Below are 23,247 nucleotides of genomic sequence, written 5' to 3'. Positions count from 1 at the left end.
GAGGTGGCTTCTTAGTCCTTTAATGACTTAACTTTTGAACATAATCATTATAATTTCCTGAAAAGGCGGTCACACCAGTTGGAGATAATGCTAGTAATTTATTTGCTAGCTTATTAAGAAAATATCGATCATGAGAAATGCATAATAATGTGCCATCAAATTGCAAAAGCGCCTTCTCCAATACTTCCTTGCTAAATAAATCAAGATGATTGGTCGGTTCGTCCATTATAAGTACATTTGCTTTTTGCAAAATTAGCTTTGCTAAGGCTACACGCGCTTTTTCTCCACCGCTAAGGGAGGCTATCTTTTTAAAGACATCTTCTCCCGTAAATAAAAAATTACCAAGCACTGTCCGTATTCTTGCCTCTTCCATCGAAGGGAAGGTACCCCATACCTCTTGTAATATTGTATGATTAGGATGTAATGACTCTTGCTCCTGATCATAATAACCTATTGTCACACCATTTCCCCATGCAATAACGCCACGATCCGGAGTTAATTCATGTAACAATGCCTTCAATAACGTTGATTTTCCAACACCATTTGGGCCTATTAATGCGACCCGTTCGCCTCTATATAATGAAAATTCAATATCTTCCATTAATATTTTTCTGCCCGCATGTAACTGATAGGAGAGTACTAGGTCCTTTACCTTCAGTACTTCTTTATGTGAATTCTTATCAGTAGCAAATGTCATTTGTGCATGTTTTTGATTCTTGTGCGGCTTTTCAAGACGTTCTATCCGTTCAAGCTGTTTCCTTTTGTTCTTGGCACTTTTTGAGGAAGTAGCCATAGCAATATTCCGTTGAATATAATCCTCCATTTTTGTGATTTGCTGCTGCTGCATCGTATATTTCTTCTCCAGCAGTTCACGATCTTTAGTCTTGCTTTCCACATACTTAGAATAGTTACCGCTGTATTTTGTTCCATGAGTACGTTCAATCTCATAAATCTCATGGACAAGGGCATCTAAAAAGTAACGATCATGTGAAATAACAAGAATGGCCCCTTGATAGCCACGTAAATAACTTTCCAGCCAATTTAAAGTCGCAAAATCCAAATGGTTGGTCGGTTCATCTAACAGTAACAAATCCGGCTGCGTTAATAAAATTTTAGCAAGTGCCAGTCTAGTTTTCTGACCACCACTTAATGATTCGATAAGTGTGTCTGTCGGTGTACTACTAAAGCCCATCCCATTTAACATACTATTTATTTTTGCCTCGATGTCATAGCCTCCCTGTTGTGAAAACCAATCGGATTTGCTAGCATATCTCTGCATCACTTGTTCCAGCTTTTCAGGGGCATTTAGATAAGAAGACTCACTCATCTGCATTTCCAACTCTCGAAGTTCCTTTTCAACCTCTAGAAGCTCCGTAAATGCCCCAAGCATTTCAGTCCAAATCGTATGGTCTGGCTGCAATCCACTATCCTGTTGCAAATAACCTAGTTTAATTCCTTTCCCCCTATAAATATCGCCTTCATCATAAGGAATATCCCCTACAATCATCTTTAGTAGCGTGGATTTTCCAGCTCCATTTACACCTATAAGTCCAATCCGATCGCCACGTTCCATTTTCATCGTTATGTTAGAAAGAATGGGCTCTCCCAAGTAGCTCTTACTAATTCCATTTAATTGAAGTATCATTTTTTCCATCTCCTTATTTATTTTATCCATTACTAATAAGCAATCGCTCAAGAAATAAATGGACATATAAGGTTACACATCACTTTTCACTCCTTTCAAACACAAAAAAGGTGCCGTCATAAAACGGCACCTTCCACCCCTCCTATGAACAAGAGGGCATGTTAAATTTTACTATTAAACAAAAAAACGCCGTTAAGAACCGGCGTTTTTGTATCTATACATCTCATTTGATTGGATACTATCAGTTTTAAAGAAGGCTAGAAGCAACCGGAACCTGCATCGATATGAAATTTGCTTAAAAAAGGGCATACTTCTCCCTTTGCCAGCAAACCTCCACAAAGATTGTAAGATTTCACCACTATTTCAGTTAAACCTTTTGCACAAACAGTTCCCATTACTTCGTCCTCCCTTCGATTTTATAGTATCCACTAATCTACCATAAATCTTTCTAGATTACAAATGTCCTCTCACGTTCTTATTCTTATATGCCTTGGAATATGGCACGCCTATCGTTACACTTAATAATATATCGGAACTTACTATTGTTAAAATCGTTCCTGTACAAGTGACTATTCAGTCCACTAGGAGGTCATTCCCTTGCAATTTTTAAGAAACTTAACAATTAAACAACGTATTTTCTCTGCCCTATTAATACTCGGCTGCGGAATATCGATCTTTTTCGTTCATCATAATGAACAATTTTATGATCGACCGATTGCTGAAATATTGAATGTCAAAGTGGTAGAATCAGAGCCTCTAACAGATATGTACGACAATGACGATACTTTGTATACGCAGCAAATTAAGGCTGTACTTAAAAATGGGCAGCACAAAGGACAAATAATTGATTTGATGAATGACTACTCTTCGTCTGGAGCCTTTGATCAAGAATACTTTGTCGGCAATGAAATTTTTGTCGCAATAGATGCACATTCGACACAGTCAGATTTAACGGGGACCATTCTCGATTTGAAACGAGATCAAACAATCATGATTATCACTTGGACTTTTATCTTTGCGCTACTCATCATCGGAAAAAGACAAGGTTTATTTGCCATTATTAGCTTAGTCGTAAATGCCAGTATTTTAACATTTGCATTAGACCTTTACGTAAAGCATGGCAGCCTCAATTTATTATTCATCAGTGGTGTGTGTGTCCTATTATTTACTGTTATTTCATTGTTACTGATTAGTGGATTGAATACGAAAACATATGCAGCCATTGTAGCTACTCTTTTAGGGACAATCATAGCCCTTAGTATTAGCTCTGCTGTGATGTGGTTGACGGGAGAAAGCGGCCTACGCTATGAGGAAATGCAATTTTTAACACGTCCCTACCGAACTGTTTTTATGGCTGGTTTATTCATTGGTTCACTTGGGGCTGTTATGGATGTCGCGATTACTATGTCCTCTTCTATTTACGCCCTATATGAACAAGACTCTCGTATTTCTTTACAAGCTTTAAAGGCATCTGGTCAGGAGATTGGAAAAGACATTATGGGTACCATTACAAGCATTCTATTCTTCGCGTATATTTGTGGCTCCATACCAATGGTCATCCTCTATTTGAAAAATTCATCTACATTAGGACTCACTCTATCCTTGAATCTTTCATTAGAGCTAGCTCGTGCCCTTGCAGGGGGTATTGGAGTAGTCCTGACAATACCTATCAGTCAATATACAGCTATTTTTTTTATTAATCGAAAGAGGGTTAAAGAATGAATGTTATCGTTGTTTTGGCAATTATTTTATGTTTATTGATGGTGGTAGTTGGAGGTAAGCAAGGCCTACGCTCGTTTCTTTCTTTATTTTTAAATTTTGCTGTTCTCTTCGTGACCATTTTCCTCATGACAAACCCTAAAAACAGCCCTATTATTCTAACGTTTGTTGCTTGTACTGTCATCAGTTGCATTAGTTTGTTTTATATTAATAAAACAAATAGTAAAACCATTACTGCATTTATTTCGACAATGGTAACGATTGTTGTTTTATTGCTTTTTATTACGTTTATAACGAAAAAGGCCATGATTCAAGGATTTGGCGAAGAATCAACAGAAGAAATAAGTATCTTTTCTCTCTATATCGGTGTTAATTTCGTGCAGATTGGTGCATCGGTCATTATTATGAGTACGATAGGTGCCATTATGGATGTTGCCATTTCCATTGCTACCTCTATGCATGAGATTTTTTATCGCAATCCTTCGATCAGTAGAAAGACACTTTTTACATCTGGAATAAGTATTGGGAGAGACATTTTAGGAACCGATACAAATACTTTATTTTTTGCTTTCTTTGGTGGCTATTTAAGTTTATTGATATGGTTTAAGGATCTCTCTTATTCGATTGGCGAAATCGTCAATTCCAAAGTCTTTAGTGCGGAAATGATGACAATTTTTTGCGCAGGCATCGGCATTGCACTAATTATTCCTATTGCCTCCTCCGTCAATGCTTATTATTTAGTAAAAACACGACAAAAAAAGAATAGCTCTCTCCCATAAAAACAAAACTATCACTTTGTCGTGATAAGTACTGGAGATAAAGTGAGTACCTCTTTGCCTTTATGGTTTGAAACGTACAACACACCTAAAATGGTATGCAAATTTGTATTAGCCCTAACATAAAACACAAAAAGAATTAGGTAGCTATAGAGGGTGTCTCATAAGAGTTTTGAGACACCCTCCTTTGTTGCATCTTTTCCATTGCAAACCCAGCATTTTCTGATAATATTTACCATAAGATGATTACGTAGCTTTTAAAATGACTGTTATCTATGTTTCATGACCTAACAATTGGTCGCCCATTCCATGTAACATTTTTAAGCATAAAACGTCAATACAACTAGATAATAAAGGAGAAAGTTTGCAATGAAAACTATAATTTTTGATTTTGATGGAACGTTGGCAGATTCAACTGCTGTGTTTGCATCAGCATGGAATACATTAGCACAAAAATATAAATTTAAAGGAATTGAATTGAAGGAAATTGATACATTAAAAAAATTATCGATTTCAGAACGTAGTAAGTTATTTGACTTTCCAATGTATAAATTACCTATGATTTTACCGCAATTTTACAAGCTATATCGCCAATCATTAAACGATGTTCATCTTTTTGCAGGGATGAAGGAAGTATTACTCGAACTCGATAATAGAGGATATAAGATTTTGATTATCTCTTCTAATTCAAAGGACAATATTGTAGAATTTCTCAAAATAAATGGCATTCACTGTGTTACAGATGTCCTTTGCTCCAATCGTATTTTTAGCAAAGATAAAGTCATGAAAAAGTTTTTGAAGGAATCAAATGTTTCATCATCTGAAGTGGTATATATAGGTGATGAACAGAGGGATATTGTCGCGTGTAAAAAAGCAGGCATACCTATTATATGGGTAGAATGGGGCTATGACGCAATTGAAGTCATACAAAACGAAGAGCCAGAATACAAAGTAGCGACACCCGATGAAATTTTAGAGATTATTTTATAGCAGGATAATAGCCCTTCACTCGGCTATTATCCTTTAAATTTCTTGTCTTTGATTTCGCCTAATCTGCATTAACTTGTCAGCAGAATTATTTACCCCTTTATAAGGATCGCTTAATTCATGCATACTCGTCGCAACTTGCTGTGTAAAGGCAGCAATTTGATTAGCAGAAGCAGTCACCTGATCAATGGATTGTTTAATGCTTTCTAATTGTTTCGTAATACGATTCGCACTTTCTGTATTGCTCTGGAACATTTTTTGTATTTCAGATGCGACAACTGCAAAACCACGTCCATGCTCACCCGAACGAGCTACTTCTATCGACGCATTCAAACCAAGAATTTTGGCTTTCATCGCTAAATCTTTTACCAATTGAACAATCACATTCAGTTGTTCAATATTGCCTGCCAATCAATACTTTCCTCTGCACTTTGTTCAGCTATGTCATTGACCTCACTATCAATTTATTGGATTATCAGGATTCGGTCTATGTAATTGCCATGATTCAGGTGAAGTAAATTCAATAGTATATTCATAGTTTGTGAAAATATTTTGTTTCATCGAAGATGCGAAAGTGCTAATATCACCAGATGTCTGTTCTTTCATGGACTCTTCTAAAGCTGCAAGTTCATTCAAATCTATTACTAATTTAGATGAATCATCGCCCTTAATTTGAGTTGTTAGAATATTAGAATTCTTATCAAATGTTGCGACCATCGGTTTACCATTTTCAATTGACTCTAATTTTCATTATCTTCAATTACATTTATTTGAAGGCTATCAAGGTATTCAATTGCCTTATCAACCATACCTAATTCTGAATTGAAGTCCGAATTATCAATTATTTGTTTGGATGTAGCTAGGAAGTTGTTCTTTTCCATTTCTTTAGCATTTGCAAGAATTGGAGCGAAATTTGGAATTTAACCATATATTTTTTTATATATAGTATTAGGTATTATTTTCAAGTTATTAATCGAGCAAAAATAATAAATTTAATACTAATAGGATTATCCCTACTAATAAAAAAATAAAACCTAATATATTATTATGCACATTTTTTTCCTTTTTATTTTTAAGTAATAAGTAAGTACCGCAAGTTATAAATATTATAAAGAGTAAAAAAAATCCAACAATTGTTAACCATGTCATTACAATATCACTCCATTCTATTTATTATTAAAATCTTGATAATAAAGCGATACTTCTTAAGTACTTTATTTGCCTACTCTCCATAATACTCATTTGTTAATTATATCCTCTTTTTATACATTATAACTTAATAATTAAAAAACTTAATATGTCTAAAGTGGAAACAGCATCGGTACCACAGCCATTAATCCAGTTTTAACGTTATAATGGGATACAATATTTAATCCAAATGGGACGATTACAAGAGCACAAATAGCAGGTGTAGTGGCAGTATTGAAACTGTATGTACACAAAGACACAACAAAATTTTCAGGCATCAGGCATCAGGCATCAGGCAACGGCAAAACATTTACAGATGTTTAAACTTTCAATTGAAAACGTAACTGCTATAGGAATTATGGGAACAAGTACCAATACGTTTAATCTGAATGATACGTTAACACGTGAACAGGCAGAAAAGTGCTCAACCAACTATTCGAAAGACCAGCTCTAGATAGAATTACAGCACCTTCATTTAAAGACTCACCTTCAACACATTGGGCAATCGGAGAAATTGAAGCAGCTGTAACAGCACAAAGGATAAAAAATAAACAAGAAAATATAATTCGGGGGAACATTGAAGCTATGTAGGTTTTGAGGTGAATACAGTGTCAATAAAGCCCATCGCTTCTATAACAGCCAGTAGTTTTGATGCATTGTCTATTTCTCTCCCTAATGTTTACTATATATCCAATTTTAACTATATCATGCCAGTTAAAAAAGACACCAACGTCCTATGGTGTCTTTTCACAGCATTATTCCTTTGTCAATATTTCTACATATTTTTCAGCTGTTCGTATGTCAATCGTCAAAAAATTTTCTCCATAGGTTGTTTGAATTAAAAAAGGAACATCACTCGTGTTCTGAAACCTAAAATCCAAGCTCCCATAGGAAACAGTCGCATCCCTTCCCTTTGGCACATATCCTATATCCAAGGAATGATGGTGACGTTCTACATATTTAACTCGTAGTTGATCCACTGCATTAAACAGGGTTGAAGAAGTTTGACAAACGCCCCCACCAATGCCCATAACCACTTTTTTATTAATAATTTCTGGTGCAGGCTGATAGCCATTTGCTTCATCTCGAGGTCCGACCATCGTATTAAATGAAAAATGGTCCCCACTACCAACGATGACATTATTAATAGCCTCCGCAGAAAGCTCAATATTTTTATTTCTTCCTACGTCAGCGCTATTAAAATACGTCGTATAGGATGCCACAACGACCTCTTCTAAATAAGGAATGTCCTCTAATGAATAGCCACTTTGAGTCAAATAAAGAGGTACCTCCACTTGACCACCAGTAGCAGAGGCTTCTAGAATTTTCTCCACTAATTCACTTTCCTTTAAAATCATTTGCGGCCTTCCCTTAATAACCTTTCCTGCTTCATCCAATCGATCGAGTATCATGCGCTGGTCATAGCCTTCCTTCTCACTAGTCCCTCTTGCTAGTTCCTTTGCTAACTGCTCAATATTCCGCTGATAGGCTTGCAGCTCTGTCTCATAGCCACTATCCTTCGGTGAAATAGTTTCAATAATCTTCTTTGTCTTAGGATCTACAATCTCTATAAGAGCCGATTCCTTTTGTGGCACTTGCTCATAGGTAACTGTTTTTTTCAATTCTTCGATTTGCTGTTTTACTTGTTGATTTTCTTCCTCTATCCTTGGGTCATTGTTCGAATTTTTTTGGCAACCTACAAGTCCAACTATACATAAAACACAGAACGCGGAAACCCACTTTTTTTTCAACACAAACACCTACCTCTATGGTCATACTACAGAGACATCTTATTCATATATTGCCTATAGTGTGTGGCTTTTGTAGATATTTATTTGTTCTGTTCATATAAAACTTCACTCACAATCAGGATTTGTTTACGATTGAGGATTACAGTTGATAAGTTATGTAACACTAGGGTAGCATGGCACCAATAGTTAGAAGTAAACGACCGCTACCCCCATTTTACGCTCTTCGATTATGTGTAAATTTTTCATAACGTATTCTTTCCAGTTCTTAACCCAATTTTGGTTCAACTGGCACGTCCTGCCAAGGAATGAAGCGCTACGAGTATAAAAAGTTACAGTTTTTTGAAACAATTAAGTCACAAGCACATAATCGTGAATGAAAATAACTTGCTTTTTCCATCCTATAGACAAATTACCCCTGTATCTATACCAGTCGGTCCATTAAACCCTGGGATTGTATCCACTACCATATTGGTAGCTATATCTATGACAGACACTGTATTGTCAGTTTGATTTGTGACATATGCAAAAGTACCATTCGGCAGGATCGTTACTTGGTCAGGTGAAGATCCAACAGGGATTGTAGCTATCACCATATTGGTCACTGTACTGATGACAGATACAGTATTACTACCTTTATTGACGACGTACAAAAATGTACCATCAGGTGTAATGGCTGCTCCTACAGGTCCGGTTCCTACAGGGATTGTACCCACTACTGTATTGATTGCAACATTAATGATAGATACATTATTGCTATTTTCATTTGTCACATACGCAAATTGCCCACTCGGTGTGAAAACAATGGATCTTGGGCGGATTCCAACAGGGATAGTAGCAACTACCATATTGGTTGCTGTATTTATAACAGATACATTCCCTGAATTTTCATTTGCCACATAAGCAAATGCACTATTCGGCGTAAAAGCAATACCTTGAGGTTGGAGCCCTACTGGAATAGTGGCAGTTACAGTATTAGTTGCTGTATCTATAACGGATACAGAATTAGCTGCTGGACCATGGTTTGAAACATAGGCAAGTGCTCCATTTGGTGAAATCGCTACACCAAGAGGCTCATCTCCTACAGGAATCGTAGTGACTACCGTATTGGTTGCTGTATTAAATACAGTTACATTATCCGAGAAAAGCGCTGGCACATACCCAAACGCACCATTTGGTGTAATCGCTACTTCTAGTGGAGCAGTCCCTACTGGAATGGTGGCAACTATCATATTGGTTGCTGTATCTATTACTGAGACTCTGTTATCAGGAGTTTCTAATTGTCCAGCGTCTGTTACATAGACAAGATAGTTACAGCTTGGTGGTACCGGTAAAAAAGGGTGATTACAACGACAAGGGCAACAAAAACCGCAGCAATGGCAATGACAACCTGGATTTGATTTCAACTTGATTCTCAAAAATTTCGGTTCTTTTCTCACGCTGAACTACCTCCCTGACATATATGGCTACTATATGCCCACAGAAGTAGGTTTCTTGTACATTCACCTAATCTAACTAGTTGTAATTAGTTGCTTTACTTTTAAATACATTGTCCGCTAGTTTTACGATGGAGGGGATAAAGATGGCGTCTGTTATTCTTCGTCAGACATGGTTCAACTTTATTTATTCTTCTACACCCTAGGTTTAAATAACAACCGGAATAGTAAGTTATAAAAGCATGAAAAAGACTACCATTACCCATAGGCGCACTCTGAATCCCAAAAAACGTCCAAAATACAATGTATATACTGCAAAAATCTTCCGTATAAATATCTCGACATTTACTTAAATTGTTTATTTACTAAATCAAACGTAACCTTAATAGTAATTTTTTTAATTCGTTCGGATTCATCTTAATAATAATTTGAATCATCCAGAATGCACTAATTAACGCCGATTTTAATAGCAAAATCCCATTAGCAGTTTGAAGAATACTCCAAACCACTTCTTTAAATCTTTTATATACTCTATTACCCGTTAAAAACTTGATATAGAAGAAGCAAATTTAAGCCTATACCTAACACTAGCATCAAATCCACTCTGCTACATAAACCATCGGAACAATAATTTTTTCAATACGGAAGTACTAGCCATATAAACATAAGGGAATTCTACATTACTAGAGTAATCCAAATGTATAATTAGTCGGACAAGTTTGTTGAATAAGCACAAAATTCAATGAGTCGTTATCCATGACACTGTAAGATATATCTTAACTATCAATGTAATCAATAAAGATTAGACTTAACAAATATAGTCATTACAACTGATATCACTAACCGTGATATAAAAAGCCTAGTGTTTTAGTGATATCAAGAAAAAACCTAAAAGTACCTATTGTAACGTTCTTTAAAAGCACCGTCATTGTCCCCTCTATTTTGCCTATTATACCCCAAGGTGTCGGAAGCATGTAATCTATGTTAATGCACAATCCTTATCTACTAAACTTGCATACTATGTGAGTATCTCTTGTGTAAAATCTCAAGGGAAATTCAATTAATGTGAGGAGTTCGTAAATGAGTCAGTTTGAAGAGAATCATTTTGGACAAATGAAAGGTTGTCAATGTAATTGTAGAAGAAAGGAAGAGAATCAATGTCCATGCAGGCGTAGAGATGAAGGTCAACGCCATTGTAGTTGTAAAAATGCAGGTTGTAACAAAGTTGCTCCATGCCATGAAAAGTCCTGTAACCAATGTAAAAGCTGTTGCAGTTCTTGCTATGTATGCTGTCAAGCCCAGTGTGAGCAAATAAGGGTAAATATCAGGGTGTTTAATGAATCGACGTTAGTTTACACTGTAACCCAGGGGGATAATCCAGTCGATCAAGCTGTTTCTTTCAGTGTGTTTGGACTTGATTTTCCAACAATAATTCCAAAACCAAGAACGATTACTGGGGTCATCAGAGCGGATGGAACAATCTATTCAGGAGAAGGATTCAGAGTATCTCACCGCAAAGGGACTGGCTACTATACAATTACGTTTAATCAACCATTTGGGGCTGTGGATTCAGCAGGCAAACCACCTGTAATCCAGATTATTGAAGAACCCATGAACGGAACTATTTTTTTTCAGGAAAGGTCCTTTGGTGAAAAAGTAGCTGACACTATTTCGGGATTGATCGATAGAGAAGGAAATATTCAATTTGGAACCAAGTTACAAAACAGTAATGAGTATGCCTTTACTGTACGAAAAGATCCATGCTATCCAGGATTATTTATTGTGGAGTTTAAACCTGAACTGAATGTCACTTTCGTCTTTACCGACCCATATAGCGGTAGCAATATTAGAGTATTTGAAGTGGAAGCCTCTCAATCTGGTTGCTGCCATTGTCACCCAGGCTTCGGAAATACAAATGAACCAGTGACTGGGACTGGCGTAGACATTGTTTCCCATGATAGTTCTGGTTTCTCTTATAGAACTTATGAAGAAACTACGTTAAGAAGAAGATATACCGATTTGCCAGTGGTTTTCAATATATTGGTCACTAGAGAAAAATAAATTAATCTGTTATAGCTGGCATGGCAACACAGTAAATCAAGTACAATAGTCTATTGTTAGATTTTTATTTAGTTGGAGCACAATATTTTTCAAACTATGGCTACTTGAATAAAGCTTTAAATCAGTTCTCTGACAACCTTTTTATATTTATACAGAATGATCATTTTTTCCAAAATATCAAACCATACAAATCCCCCCTCTACCTTGTGCAGAAGGTAAAAGGGGGAATTTAACATTCAAATACCACTATAGGCCAAAGCTTTGTACATGTTCATACATTTTGACTTTACATAACAATAAAAAAGGAAGCAGTAACGATTTATTGTAGCATTATTGTTAGGGACCTCTTATCTCAACATACTTCCTTTTATATACTTCTTTTTTAAAAACGTACAACTTGATAGACCAATATACAGTACAAACTACGGATACACTGCACATAGCTAGTTTATTTCCAAATGTGAATTATGTGTTATTTTTACATAGTAAATAAATTTATTTTTGTATAAACATTTGCGTCCAGTAGTTGCCATCCGCTACATACCCTATACCGATATGTGTATAGTTTTTGCTGAGAATATTAGCACGGTGACCTTCACTGTTCATCCATGCTGTAACGACTTCCTGTGCCGAGCGTTGACCCTTGGCGATATTTTCACCAGCTGATTGATAAGAAATACCGAAGTTTTTCATCATCGTAAATGGCGTACCATACGTTGGGCTTGTATGGTCAAAATAATTTTTATCATGCATATCCTGCGACTTGTATTTAGCTACTCTTGATAACTCCCAATCGTCTTGTAATGCCGAAAGACCTGCTTTCGCACGTTCCGCATTAACCCGTTTAACGACCTCTTGTTCAACGCTTGCTTGTTCCTTTACAGGGACCATTATTTTTTGACCAGGATAAATTTGATTTGGATTGGCAAGTTGTGGGTTTGCATCAATTAATTCTTGTACTCCTGTTTCCGTTTTCAAAGCGATTTTCCAAAGAGTGTCACCAGATGAGACTGTATAGGATTCAGCCGCCATTGCCCCCACTGGTAGTAATAATGAAGCTGCAATAACTGAAGCAAGTGCTGCTTTTTTTATTTTTTTCAACATGTCTATCATCCTTCCTGTTTGCTCTTCTAATATCGTAAATAGTTTCAGAGCAATAATCATCACAAAATATTTGGAAGGATTTTTACAAATACATGACAGATGAACTACAAAATTTGACGAATCCCTTTTTAACAACCTTTATGAAGATGCACCTTGTCATCAAGTTGCAATATCATTGTAATCAACAAATATTACCAATTATATAAACCACCAATAGTTACCTAATAATCACTACTTCGTCGATAATTTCCTCTTCATTTTGTAAATTAGTAAAATATAGAGACAGTCATAAAAAAGAGTAGCCATAGAAATAATGGTCATGAACGGTGTACGGAAATAGAGATAAAAGCCAATCGCAGCAAACAAAGTTCCAATCATCTTACAGACTGCAATGCCCATAGATTGACCATCTAAATTCCCTCTTCGTAATAATAATCCGATAAATAACCCAGACATCATGAGATTTTGCAAAAATGCTGCATACTTCCCTTCATAATCCTGAAATTGATGAATAATCCCAAAAATCATCAACATGCTGAACATTAAAGTGACTAAAAAAGAGGCATACAATAATTTTTTAGAGAGAATTCTTCGATATTCGGGTGGCGCAAATCGTAAAAATTGCATCAGTATCACGACATCTAAAACGAGCCATGTGAGCGTAATCAATCGTTGAAGGTCATTTTGTGGGTAAAGAAATGTAAAGATAAATTCCCATGCAATATTGGCACAAATAGCAACCATAGGCATACCGTATTTTTTATCCTTCCATCCTTTATAAATAACTAAAATATATGTAATGATCCAGAAAAGACCCATGCCTAATTGACAAATTAATAAAATATCTAGTTGAGGCATCTTTTTATTCTCTCCTTCCACATAGGATTCCCCATACTATATGTGAAGAAATCTATTCATTATGTCTAAAAGTTCGCTAGTAGGGTAAGGGAAAGTAGTAACAAATATTCAAGGGAGTGGAACCTATACATTCATAGTGGAATCTTATATAGTAAAGCGGGGTGATTGAATGAAATCAAAAATATATGTAGATAATGATCAATTTATCGCTGGAACTACCTTAAAGGATCCAATGGAATTAGAGCATAATAATATGGCTTTGCATACTTGCGATAATATCCATGATGTCATTGACAATCGTCAACAATTAGCCACAACTTTGAACTGCAATCTGCAAGATTTTATTTGTACGGAGCAAACACATAGCGCCAACTTTCATCGAGTAACATTTGCCGATAAAGGACGTGGCGCTGAGCAAATGGATACAGCAGTGAAAAACACGGATGCTCTTTATACGTTTGAGCCTAATTTATTATTATGCAGTTTTACAGCCGATTGCGTTCCTGTGATTTTTTATAATGCTGTCAATGGTTTAGTGGGCGTCATTCATTCAGGCTGGCAAGGTACTACCAAAGAAATTACACCTAAACTGTTCCAGCATTTGTTGGAACAAGAACAATGCCGACCTGAGGATTTTCACGTTCAAATCGGTATGGCTTTAAGCCAGCAAAAATTCGAGGTAGATGCTGATGTGTATGAGAAGTTCCGCAGTCTTGGTTATGCAGACGATTTTATGTATTTTAATGCAGCAACGCAGAAATATCATATTGATAATCAAAAAACTGTGAAAAAGCAATGTGAACTTGCTGGTATTCCATCTGAGCAAATCCAAGTTGATGCCACTTGTACATTCCTTAGCCCTGATGGCTTCTCCTATCGTCAGGACAAACAGGCAGGCAGACATTTAAGCTTTATTATGCGAAAATCTTAAACAAACGAAAAGGACAATCCACTTCAGCATAAGGATTGTCCTGCTTATTTTAACGTACCAGTACTAATAATCGACGTCTCAACATGTACCTCTGTTTGTAATTTGCTAATGACTTCCCTCGTTTTTTTGGTCGTCCACTTGCCATGATAGTACATTCTAAATTTTTCACTTAGCCCACTAGGATCGACATCCATATTTTTTAGTTTATCTAAAAACTTGGTAATATCCTCTTCTAGCTGCTTATTTACATCCTTCTCTAACCGACTAATGCTTTCAATCGTATTCAACTCGTATTCTCTCGACCCTTTGTATTCGCTTAACGTTCCTTTAATCTTTAGGCGAATGATGAGCTTTGGTGAGTCAACATTCTTATTACTTTGCATTTTAATAGAGCTCTCAATTAAATCAATCATCAATTTTTCCTCCCCATATCCCTCATGTAGATCTAAATGGAGAGGTGCGAGACTTTTTCTTCCTAGTAATGCTTGAACAATCAACGCTTCCTCAGGCTTAATCACTTCATGCATATGGTTCCCCTTAAAAACAGCAACACCTTTAATTTCAATTTTATCATCGCGTTTTTCAAGATATGGGATGATTGTATCCGTCACAGGATTCGTTATTGTATACATAAAATCATGAATATTCGTATTCGGATTAAATGCTGTATTTATACTGGGTTCCAATAAATCATTAATGTAAATATTAATGTTTGGTTTATCCGGGTAATTTCCCTTTATAATGGCTTCTGCTTTGTCCTTCACAATAGCAATGAGGACTTTATTGCCTACCTCAGCATTCCTGTATAGATGCTGAATGACATTTTGTATCTCACCTTTTCGTGCAAAATCTTCATTAACCAGCACAACTCGTAATTGGTTAAAGACAATTTTTTTATCCGAAAGCTTTTCGATTTCTACGATGCCATTCGATACAAGATCTGTAGACACCGAAAAAATTTGTGTTTTTTGTTGTGCCTCTGGGGAATATTGAGGAATAGCGACCGTTAATTTCATTTGATCTTCATCCATATAGTCGAAAGCCATTATCCCAACCATACCAATATCCTCTAAAGGTACCTTCAACTCTTTTCTTGAACAACCAGCTAATAATAATAAAAGCGCAAGTGTGATGCTTAGTAGAAGCTTTCTATTCATTGTTGCACCTTCTTTTTTCGAACTATATAAATCATGCTTAAGAAGATTGGCCAAATAATTAGCATATACCCAATATAATTACTTGCTGTAAAAAGTTTCTCTTGGAATTCTCGAGAAAATGGCATTCTAATAATCAAAAAAATGATAGCGGCAATCACATATAATTGATAACTATTTTTCTTTTTAAACAACGTATCCACGCCTAATTTGGCACACCACACATAGGCAGTGGCCGTGGATAATATAAAAAATACCCATAACGTTATACCAATAATATCGATTCGTTCCACAAAGGTAAGTTCGCCGGCTTTAAATAAATTTAAAACGGAAAACTCTACGTTTTTCAACTGCCATTCAGAATAATAGATGACGCTTACTACTGTCGTGAAAAAACAAAGGAGAATACTAATCCAAATACCAATCAATGAATGACGAAAGGCTTTTTTTTGATCGATTATATATGGAAAGTAAAACATAATTAATTCATAGCCAAGGACTGATAAATACCCTTCTTTAAATGCATTAAAGAAATCTAGCCCACTAAAATTGAATAAAGGGAGTAAATGACTTACCTCCCCTTTTTCAATAGCCCACTGTGTAAAATATATCATGCCGATTGTAATAAAAAAACTCATCATGCAAAATCTGGCAATAGATTTGATACCACCACTTACAATATATATCAGCAACAGTAAGAAACACAGCACAGGCAATGTGATGGTTTGCTCTTGTAACGCTGTACTTTGTATGAGATGCATATAGTTGCTAATAATTCCTGCACTAAAGATAATAAATTGAATGACAAACAAGAGATTAAGGCTTTTCCCTAAGACTTTCCCGAAAAGAATTTCATTGATACGAAATAAATGTTCATTCGGGTATTTAGAGCAAAGCCAAATCATCGGCCAAAGAGTTAAGGTAGCGATAATACCGAATAATACGGGCATAAACCACTCGGTATAGCCCATAGCACTTAATTTTTGTGGCAATGATAGTATGCCGGTCCCTACCATAATGCTCTGGGCCAAAAAAATGACGTGATAGCGATTTAACATCTTTACGTTAGCTGCGCTCAAGTCTTTTACCTCATTTCTCCTCTGTCGTTTTTTTCTGAGCCCTTGAAATGCCGGATTTTTTCGTTAAATAGTTGATAGGAAATCTGATGACATTATCTAACAAATCGGTTGGATTTCTCGGTATACCTGGCGTCATATAATGAGTTCCTAATGATTTTAAACTTAGTAAATGATGAATTAACCAAGCAAAGGCAAGCATTTGCCCAAATAGACCAAATAACCCAGCCGATAAAATGAAAATATATCGCACAAATCGGCTAGCATTACTCATCAAGAAAATCGGTGGTAGGAAAGATAATAGTGCAGAAGTGGCCACCAACACAATAAGAATATTACTAAGTAGCCCTGCCTGCACAGCCGCAGTCCCTATGACAATACCGCCTACGATACCGATTGTTTGTCCGACTTTGGCAGGCATTCGAGAACCGGCTTCCCGTAATACCTCTACAATAAGTTCGATAAATAACACTTCAATGAGAGGTGGAAAAGGAACTTTACTTCTTGATTCTTGAAGATTTAATAAAAGCTCATATGGCAATATTTCTGGATGGAAGGTTAAGGCAGAAATATACATGGGCGTAATCATAATCGTTAAGAAAAAACCAAAGAAGCGTAGCATTCTAAGTAAAGAGGCTGTTGTCCATCGGTTATAATAATCCTCAATCGACACGAACATTTCAAAAAAAGAGGTCGGACAGACAATTGCTAATTGGCTATTATCCATAAACATGACAATTCGGCCGTCAATAAGGTAGCGACAAATACTATCGGGGCGTACCGTCATATAATATTGAGGAAATGGTGATAATGGATTATCCTCAATTAATTGCTTCAACACCGATATATCCGTAAATAAAGGAAATACCACCTGATCAATACGATTTCTAAGATCATCCAAGTTTTTATGATTCACAATATTGTCCATATACATAATGGAAATTTTAATATTAGCCTCTGAACCAACAATACGATTTTCATTTTTTAGCTGAGCACTTTGAATTCGTCTTCTCACTAGAGAAATGTTGGTCTCCAAAGATTCTGTAAATGCATCCTGAGGCCCTATAACGGTTGATTCCGTTTCAGTATTCGTAATGGCCCTTGTAGGAGCACTATACGTATCCATACTTAATAGCGCATTGGTTTCATGAAAAAACAGCAGTGTTTGCCCAGAATTCAGTTTTTTGATAACTTCTTGTATGTCCTTAGGGTCCACATATTGAGCCATTTGATGAATTTGTTTCATATTATTGGTTAACGGAATAGATACCATTGTTTGTAAGGTCATTTTTTCTATAAGAGAGGAAAAATAGATAAGGGTAACATCCCCTTCTTCTGTAGCAATCATATTTAGTTTTACATCATCTACATCATTAATTTCCTTCTTTAATTTAGCAACAAGCTGTTCAGGCATTTCGTTCATTCCGTTCAACCCCTTTATTCCGACGAATACCAGTTCACATAGAGTTTTTTATAGTTTGGCACGTTTACGAACATTTATGTAAAAAATATGCTAGCAAAAATAGACAAAAAAAAGATGCTCCTCTTATTTTAAGAGAAACATCTTTTTTGCTATTTACCTTGATCTGTACTGTATCGATTTTTGCCAATACCAAATGCATAATAACTAATTGTTACTATTATTAAAAAAATAATTCCTACAATTAGAGAAATACGCGTATCGTCATTAATCCACATGCCAACCAGTACCATGATTAAAAAGATAATCGTTAAGTAATTCGTAATAGGCGCTAATGGCATTTTGAAAGGGTGATTCGCTAATTGTTCACCTTTCACTTTTCTAAATTTCATTTGACTAATTAATATAATAAACCATGGTATCATACCGGGTAAAACACTTGCACTATACACATAGACGAATAAATTCTGTGGTGCAATATAGCTTAAAATGACACCAACCACTAAACCAATTAACACGCCAGCTGTACCAAATAAAGGTACTCCATTTTTGGAAAGCTTCGCGAAAAATTTAGGTGCTTGTCCATTCATCGCAAGAGTATATAACATACGTCCTGCACTATAAATACCACTATTACAGCCAGACATAGCAGCTGTAATAACGACAAAATTAATAATACCTGCCGCCGCAGTAATACCTACCTTGGCAAATGTCGCAACAAAAGGACTACCGATCGTACCCAATTCATCCCACGGATACACTGTCACAATGACAAAGATGGCTCCGATATAGAAAATTAAAATACGCCAAATAATACTTTGAATGGCATTCGTAATTGTCTTTTGTGGATTTTTTGCTTCCCCTGCTGTAATCCCAATAAGCTCTACCCCTTGATATGCTGCGACTACTAACGATAATGCAAAGAAGAAGCCTGTCCAGCCGCCAGTAAAGAAGCCACCATGACTCCATAGATTCGATAAGCCAATCGCAATACCATCATTACCAAAGCCAAAGAAAATCAGGCCAACGCCTGCTACAATCATTAAAATAATCGTTACGATTTTAATCATGGCGAACCAAAATTCAAATTCACCAAAAGATTTAACCGAGATAAAGTTTGCCACACCTAATATGATCATCGCAATGAGACCCGGTATCCATGCTGGTAAATCAGGATACCAATACTGCATATATGTTCCCACAGCTATAATTTCTGACATACCAACAATTACCCATTGGAACCAGTTGCTCCATGCCGTTAAATAGCCTGCTAGAGGGTGTATATATTTATAGCCAAATGTTGCAAAAGAGCCTGTACTTGGCTCCATATAAAGCATCTCACCCATTGCTCTCATAATGAAAAATATAAAAATACCTGCAATTCCATAGGCAAGGAGTACAGAAGGTCCTGTCCATTGAATGGCACTTGCCGAACCCATAAATAAGCCCACACCAATCGTACCGCCAAGCGCGATCATTTGGATGTGACGTGCCTCTAATCCTCTTTGTAATTCTTTGTTGGCCACTCCATAACGCCTCTTTTCCTGTTGTTCTATCTACGTTGAATATACTTTAAAATCATAATCAATTTTTCTTAAAAAGACAATTGTATTTTTAGGAAAAACAAAAAATAATGTTTTTTTGATAGATTTGGCATACTGAACAGCTTCCAATATTCCTATTCTAAAATTTCTAAATATTTTAGTTTTTTCGCTTTATTTCGGCAAAAAGATTGACCCAATTATCAAAAAAGTATAATATTTTCACATATTTCTAAGAAAAAGAGGAGTAACTGTGAGTAAACTATTATTTAGAAAAAAGGAAATCGAGGAACTATTACAAAACGAAGGGACTATTCAACTAAAGAAAACGTTAGGTGCCTTTGATCTTCTATTATTAGGAGTTGGTGCCATCGTGGGCACGGGTATTTTCATCTTGCCCGGAACGGTGGCAGCAACGCATGCGGGACCTGGGATCGTTTTTTCCTTTATTATTGCCGCCATTGTTTGTGCTTTTGCAGGCATGTGTTATTCCGAATTTGCATCAAGTGTCCCCGTAACTGGAAGCGCCTATACGTATGGCTATATTGTCTTTGGCGAAATTGTCGCGTGGTTAGTAGGATGGGCTTTGCTTTTGGAATATGGATTGGCTGTAGCTGCTGTTGCGACAGGATGGTCATCTTACTTAAACTCACTTCTTGCCGGCTTTCATATCGTTCTACCTCAAGCAATTTCAGGAGCCTTTAATCCTGCTGCTGGCACATATATAAATGTACCAGCAATCTTTATTATTTTTGCTACGGCATTTTTATTAACGCTTGGTATTAAAGAATCCACTCGATTCAATTCCTGGATGGTTTTCTTGAAGGTAGCTGTCATCTTACTATTTATTGGCGTAGGGGTATTTTATGTAAAGCCTACTAATTGGGAGCCCTTTCTACCATTTGGCATAAGCGGCGTCTTCAGTGGGGCGGCACTTGTATTTTTTGCTTATTTAGGTTTTGATGCGGTATCTTCGGCTGCTGAGGAAGTAAAAAATCCCCAACGGAACATGCCCATTGGCATTATCGGCTCTTTACTCATTTGTACCGTGCTTTATGTTGCCGTATCAATGGTATTAACGGGGATTGTTCCCTATCATGCCTTAAATGTAAGTGACCCCGTTAGCTATGTGATGCAGCTTGTCCACCAAGATTGGATTGCGGGAATTATCTCCCTTGGTGCCGTAGTAGGAATGATGACCGTTATATTAGTTATGTCTTATGGAGGAACGCGACTCTTATATGCCTTAGGCCGTGATGGTTTACTGCCCAAAAGCATGGCTGAGCTAAGTCCCAAATTTAAAACTCCTGTCAAAAACACATGGATATTTGCATTACTAGTAGCTTTTTGTGCAGGTTTTGTGCCACTTTCTAAGCTTGCTGAATTAGTCAATATGGGTACATTAGTGGCGTTTACCATTGTATCCATCGGTGTGGTGTATTTACGAAAAAATAAAAATATTCCTTCTGGAGGCTTTAAAGTACCATTTTTCCCAGTACTACCGATTTTATCATTTTTATTATGTCTCTTTTTAATTTCACAGCTTTCTATTCTTACATGGATTGCATGTGGTATTTGGTTCATCATCGGCTTGATTGTTTATTTGGCTTATGGTCGAAAGAATAGCGAAATGAATAAACAATAAAAAAAGGTGTCTCTTACAAATTCTTAGAGACACCTTTTTGCCTTCCCATAAAGGCTTACTGTTGTTGCATAGCAAACCCGCAAACATAAAAACCTCTATTCCACCATCGGCCAATGAAATAGAGGCTACTTTGTTATTATAATAGGGTTTGTTCCTGTAATTTTGCTGTGAAATACTTTCGTGCATCTGCCGTTAGAATTTGTAGTAATGTCACTTCTTCCTGACGAGCGAATTCTACAAACATCCCACTTAAATTTTCGTAGACATATTTGATTTTAAAGCCACTATCTAAATAATGATCTACTTTTTCGATTTCCTCTGTGCTTTGTTGGAATTCAGACATGCCATCACCTCACCTTCTTTTGAAAATGTCTTGATGTAGTCTCACTTATTCGGCACCTTTTATTTCTAACAGAGGGTCCGGTTGCTCCACAAGCTCTTCTTCCTCTTGGTCTGTCAACGCAGGGACTTGTTGACCAAATAGTTCATCCAAATTATGTCCGACCGTAATACCTAAATACTTCGCATCACTTGGATCTTCTAGCTCAGCTTGAGGATACTTTTTAAACCACCAATACTTTGCTAACACATAATAGACAATTGCACCTACAAAAAACCCTACTAAAGAAGAATAAGCGGAAAAAATATTGGCAACGGCACCTCCGATTACCCAGGCCACTAACCCAGCGAAATTAAAACCTTTATAGTATTTAAATTGCCCATCTAATTCATACAGTTCTTTGACATGTACACGTCGTTTGCGAATGAGATAATAATCCGCAAATAAAATCCCTACAATCGCTGTTAATATTCCACCTATAATCAATAGAACATTGACCATCACATTAAATAAACTCCAGGGCTGTGCAAGAATACCAATAATCCCCGCAATAACAACCCCTACCCAAAACGGTACTTTTGGACCACCAATATTCGAGAAAATAGTAGCAGCCGGCACAACATTAGCAGATGTATTCGTTGACCATTGTGCCAACACAATCATCAGCAAAAGGATACCTAAAATAAAACCACTTGCACTTTGTTGTAAAGCATTGATGGGATCAGCAGATGCTACTGCCATATAACAAACTGCACCAATTGTGACAATAAATGTGTTCGTTATTGGCATAACAATCAAGGAGCCTACAAGCTGTGTTTTATTCCGCTTGAACCAATTCCGTTCATTTTTAGGTGCTTTAAAAAAACGAGATAATGATGGCATATCTGCTGCCAGCGTTGACCAAAAGCCCATGTTTGCCATGACCACTACCATAAAAGCTGTAAAGGCGGCAAAGCCCGTTGTTGGCGTTTCCACCCACGTCCAAATATTTTTCCCTTGTGATGTGGCATGATCCGCCAATGTGTAATACATCCAGCAAGAAATCAAAATAATGACAGGCGCTGCTAAATCAGCGAAGCGCTCAATAGACTTAATGCCTAATGAGGTATTAAAGAGTTGAAGCGCCGCAAATACAAGGAAACAAATAAACCAATTATCAAAATCAAACAATAAATTTAAAATGCCGTTTATGGCTAATGCTCCAAAATACGTATTAAGACCAAACCAACATGCGGCTGTTATGCCCCTTACAAGTGAAGGAATATGAGTTCCAAATGTGCCGAATGGTGCACGCATATAAACAGGGAATGATAATCCATGCTCAATACCTATATCACCAATTAACGTCATAAAGATACCGATCAAACAGGAACCTACCAACGTAGCTAAAATAACCATTGGTAAGGATAAATTGGTAATTGCTGAACCGCCGATTGCAAAAGCCGCTAAAACAATCGCCATTCCTATCCAAATCACCGCAAAACCAAATGTTCCAATATTTCTTTGTTGATGTGTCACTGGAAGTAAATCTGGGGATTTTAAATAATTCCCGTCACGTTCCATAAAGTTTCTCTCCTTTTTTTTAATTTCCGTGACAACTACTTGAAGTTTTTCCTTC

At 36.5% G+C, this 23,247-nt stretch carries 19 protein-coding genes and 1 pseudogene; 7 read left to right on the top strand and 13 right to left on the bottom strand.

Annotated features, from left to right (window positions below; all coding sequences use genetic code 11):
• Window positions 1-19: 19 nt before the first annotated feature.
• The gene (locus tag A2J09_RS03610; RefSeq protein ID WP_036161200.1) at window positions 20-1,645 is read right to left on the bottom strand and encodes an ABC-F family ATP-binding cassette domain-containing protein; all 1,626 of its coding nucleotides are present in this window, start codon (window positions 1,643-1,645) and stop codon (window positions 20-22) included.
• Between the two features lie 597 nt (window positions 1,646-2,242).
• Here A2J09_RS03610 and A2J09_RS03605 point away from each other — a divergent pair.
• From A2J09_RS03605 to A2J09_RS03595, 3 genes are all read left to right on the top strand, one after another.
• On the top strand, window positions 2,243-3,367 hold the full coding sequence (locus A2J09_RS03605; RefSeq protein WP_012293707.1) for a YibE/F family protein: 1,125 nt from the start codon (window positions 2,243-2,245) through the stop codon (window positions 3,365-3,367).
• Complete coding sequence (locus A2J09_RS03600) at window positions 3,364-4,143, top strand: YibE/F family protein (protein ID WP_012293706.1); 780 nt, start codon at window positions 3,364-3,366, stop codon at window positions 4,141-4,143. Before A2J09_RS03605 ends, A2J09_RS03600 begins: the two co-directional genes overlap by 4 nt.
• Window positions 4,144-4,509: 366 nt before the next feature.
• Window positions 4,510-5,130 carry an HAD-IA family hydrolase gene (locus tag A2J09_RS03595; protein WP_012293705.1) on the top strand — a complete coding sequence of 207 codons (621 nt, stop codon included), beginning with the start codon at window positions 4,510-4,512 and terminating at the stop codon, window positions 5,128-5,130.
• 33 nt (window positions 5,131-5,163) lie between these two features.
• Here the strand turns inward: A2J09_RS03595 and A2J09_RS03590 are convergent, their stop codons facing one another.
• Both A2J09_RS03590 and A2J09_RS03585 read right to left on the bottom strand, forming a co-directional pair.
• Complete coding sequence (locus tag A2J09_RS03590) at window positions 5,164-5,538, bottom strand: methyl-accepting chemotaxis protein (protein WP_012293704.1); 375 nt, start codon at window positions 5,536-5,538, stop codon at window positions 5,164-5,166.
• 48 nt (window positions 5,539-5,586) lie between these two features.
• Window positions 5,587-5,862, bottom strand: a complete 276-nt coding sequence (locus A2J09_RS03585; protein ID WP_258858676.1) for a geobacillin-26 family protein — start codon at window positions 5,860-5,862, stop codon at window positions 5,587-5,589.
• A gap of 697 nt (window positions 5,863-6,559) precedes the next feature.
• On the opposite strand from A2J09_RS03585, the gene A2J09_RS23295 reads away from it, so the two are divergent.
• Window positions 6,560-6,769, top strand: a complete 210-nt coding sequence (locus A2J09_RS23295) for a hypothetical protein (RefSeq protein ID WP_139015325.1) — start codon at window positions 6,560-6,562, stop codon at window positions 6,767-6,769.
• Window positions 6,770-7,070: 301 nt separating this feature from the next.
• On the opposite strand, the gene A2J09_RS03575 is transcribed toward A2J09_RS23295, so the two are convergent.
• Together A2J09_RS03575 and A2J09_RS03570 are read right to left on the bottom strand one after the other, a co-directional pair.
• Window positions 7,071-8,066: a VanW family protein gene (locus A2J09_RS03575; protein ID WP_036162649.1), complete on the bottom strand. Its 996-nt coding sequence runs from the start codon at window positions 8,064-8,066 to the stop codon at window positions 7,071-7,073.
• Window positions 8,067-8,464: 398 nt separating this feature from the next.
• A pseudogene (locus A2J09_RS03570) lies at window positions 8,465-9,403 on the bottom strand (beta-propeller fold lactonase family protein); the annotation flags it as partial.
• 1,176 nt (window positions 9,404-10,579) lie between these two features.
• Here A2J09_RS03570 and A2J09_RS03565 point away from each other — a divergent pair.
• Window positions 10,580-11,560, top strand: coding sequence for a hypothetical protein (locus A2J09_RS03565; RefSeq protein ID WP_012293695.1), 981 nt, complete (start codon window positions 10,580-10,582; stop codon window positions 11,558-11,560).
• Window positions 11,561-12,055: 495 nt separating this feature from the next.
• Here A2J09_RS03565 and safA read toward each other — a convergent pair whose 3' ends face one another.
• Together safA and A2J09_RS03555 are read right to left on the bottom strand one after the other, a co-directional pair.
• On the bottom strand, window positions 12,056-12,664 hold the full coding sequence (safA, locus tag A2J09_RS03560; RefSeq protein WP_031418022.1) for a SafA/ExsA family spore coat assembly protein: 609 nt from the start codon (window positions 12,662-12,664) through the stop codon (window positions 12,056-12,058).
• A gap of 231 nt (window positions 12,665-12,895) precedes the next feature.
• On the bottom strand, window positions 12,896-13,522 hold the full coding sequence (locus tag A2J09_RS03555) for a transmembrane-type terpene cyclase (RefSeq protein ID WP_031418021.1): 627 nt from the start codon (window positions 13,520-13,522) through the stop codon (window positions 12,896-12,898).
• Window positions 13,523-13,691: 169 nt separating this feature from the next.
• Here A2J09_RS03555 and pgeF point away from each other — a divergent pair, with 169 nt between their 5' ends.
• Window positions 13,692-14,453 carry a peptidoglycan editing factor PgeF gene (gene pgeF / locus A2J09_RS03550; RefSeq protein ID WP_012293692.1) on the top strand — a complete coding sequence of 254 codons (762 nt, stop codon included), beginning with the start codon at window positions 13,692-13,694 and terminating at the stop codon, window positions 14,451-14,453.
• Between the two features lie 44 nt (window positions 14,454-14,497).
• On the opposite strand, the gene A2J09_RS03545 is transcribed toward pgeF, so the two are convergent.
• The 4 genes from A2J09_RS03545 to A2J09_RS03530 form a co-directional block, all read right to left on the bottom strand.
• On the bottom strand, window positions 14,498-15,610 hold the full coding sequence (locus tag A2J09_RS03545; RefSeq protein WP_012293691.1) for a Ger(x)C family spore germination protein: 1,113 nt from the start codon (window positions 15,608-15,610) through the stop codon (window positions 14,498-14,500).
• Window positions 15,607-16,686 (bottom strand): GerAB/ArcD/ProY family transporter, encoded by a 1,080-nt coding sequence (locus A2J09_RS03540; protein WP_227256870.1) that lies wholly within the window; start codon window positions 16,684-16,686, stop codon window positions 15,607-15,609. The genes A2J09_RS03545 and A2J09_RS03540 overlap by 4 nt, the downstream gene beginning before the upstream one ends.
• Window positions 16,687-16,696: 10 nt before the next feature.
• Window positions 16,697-18,106, bottom strand: coding sequence for a spore germination protein (locus tag A2J09_RS03535; RefSeq protein ID WP_012293689.1), 1,410 nt, complete (start codon window positions 18,104-18,106; stop codon window positions 16,697-16,699).
• A gap of 149 nt (window positions 18,107-18,255) precedes the next feature.
• The gene (locus tag A2J09_RS03530) at window positions 18,256-19,629 is read right to left on the bottom strand and encodes an amino acid permease (protein ID WP_012293688.1); all 1,374 of its coding nucleotides are present in this window, start codon (window positions 19,627-19,629) and stop codon (window positions 18,256-18,258) included.
• A 268-nt stretch (window positions 19,630-19,897) separates the two neighbouring features.
• On the opposite strand from A2J09_RS03530, the gene A2J09_RS03525 reads away from it, so the two are divergent.
• The gene (locus A2J09_RS03525) at window positions 19,898-21,289 is read left to right on the top strand and encodes a branched-chain amino acid transporter BcaP (protein WP_036161191.1); all 1,392 of its coding nucleotides are present in this window, start codon (window positions 19,898-19,900) and stop codon (window positions 21,287-21,289) included.
• A gap of 136 nt (window positions 21,290-21,425) precedes the next feature.
• Here A2J09_RS03525 and A2J09_RS03520 read toward each other — a convergent pair whose 3' ends face one another.
• Both A2J09_RS03520 and A2J09_RS03515 read right to left on the bottom strand, forming a co-directional pair.
• On the bottom strand, window positions 21,426-21,632 hold the full coding sequence (locus A2J09_RS03520) for a hypothetical protein (RefSeq protein ID WP_012293686.1): 207 nt from the start codon (window positions 21,630-21,632) through the stop codon (window positions 21,426-21,428).
• Between the two features lie 45 nt (window positions 21,633-21,677).
• A complete protein-coding gene (locus A2J09_RS03515) occupies window positions 21,678-23,192 on the bottom strand; it encodes an NCS1 family transporter (RefSeq protein ID WP_036162646.1) in 1,515 nt (504 codons plus the stop codon).
• Window positions 23,193-23,247 lie beyond the last annotated feature (55 nt).

It is taken from the genome of Lysinibacillus sphaericus, assembly GCF_001629735.1.
GTDB lineage: Bacteria > Bacillota > Bacilli > Bacillales_A > Planococcaceae > Lysinibacillus > Lysinibacillus pinottii.
This window is presented reverse-complemented; position numbering and strand designations above follow the sequence as displayed.

Coding starts and splice junctions, on each gene's coding strand:
- A2J09_RS03555 (WP_031418021.1), bottom strand. CDS start 13,522: ATGCCTCAACTAGATATTTTATTAATTTGTCAATTAGGCATGGGTCTT.
- A2J09_RS03565 (WP_012293695.1), top strand. CDS start 10,580: ATGAGTCAGTTTGAAGAGAATCATTTTGGACAAATGAAAGGTTGTCAA.
- safA (WP_031418022.1), bottom strand. CDS start 12,664: ATGTTGAAAAAAATAAAAAAAGCAGCACTTGCTTCAGTTATTGCAGCT.
- A2J09_RS03535 (WP_012293689.1), bottom strand. CDS start 18,106: ATGAACGAAATGCCTGAACAGCTTGTTGCTAAATTAAAGAAGGAAATT.
- A2J09_RS03600 (WP_012293706.1), top strand. CDS start 3,364: ATGAATGTTATCGTTGTTTTGGCAATTATTTTATGTTTATTGATGGTG.
- A2J09_RS03595 (WP_012293705.1), top strand. CDS start 4,510: ATGAAAACTATAATTTTTGATTTTGATGGAACGTTGGCAGATTCAACT.
- A2J09_RS03515 (WP_036162646.1), bottom strand. CDS start 23,192: ATGGAACGTGACGGGAATTATTTAAAATCCCCAGATTTACTTCCAGTG.
- A2J09_RS03545 (WP_012293691.1), bottom strand. CDS start 15,610: ATGAATAGAAAGCTTCTACTAAGCATCACACTTGCGCTTTTATTATTA.
- A2J09_RS23295 (WP_139015325.1), top strand. CDS start 6,560: ATGTACACAAAGACACAACAAAATTTTCAGGCATCAGGCATCAGGCAT.
- A2J09_RS03520 (WP_012293686.1), bottom strand. CDS start 21,632: ATGTCTGAATTCCAACAAAGCACAGAGGAAATCGAAAAAGTAGATCAT.
- pgeF (WP_012293692.1), top strand. CDS start 13,692: ATGAAATCAAAAATATATGTAGATAATGATCAATTTATCGCTGGAACT.
- A2J09_RS03610 (WP_036161200.1), bottom strand. CDS start 1,645: ATGATACTTCAATTAAATGGAATTAGTAAGAGCTACTTGGGAGAGCCC.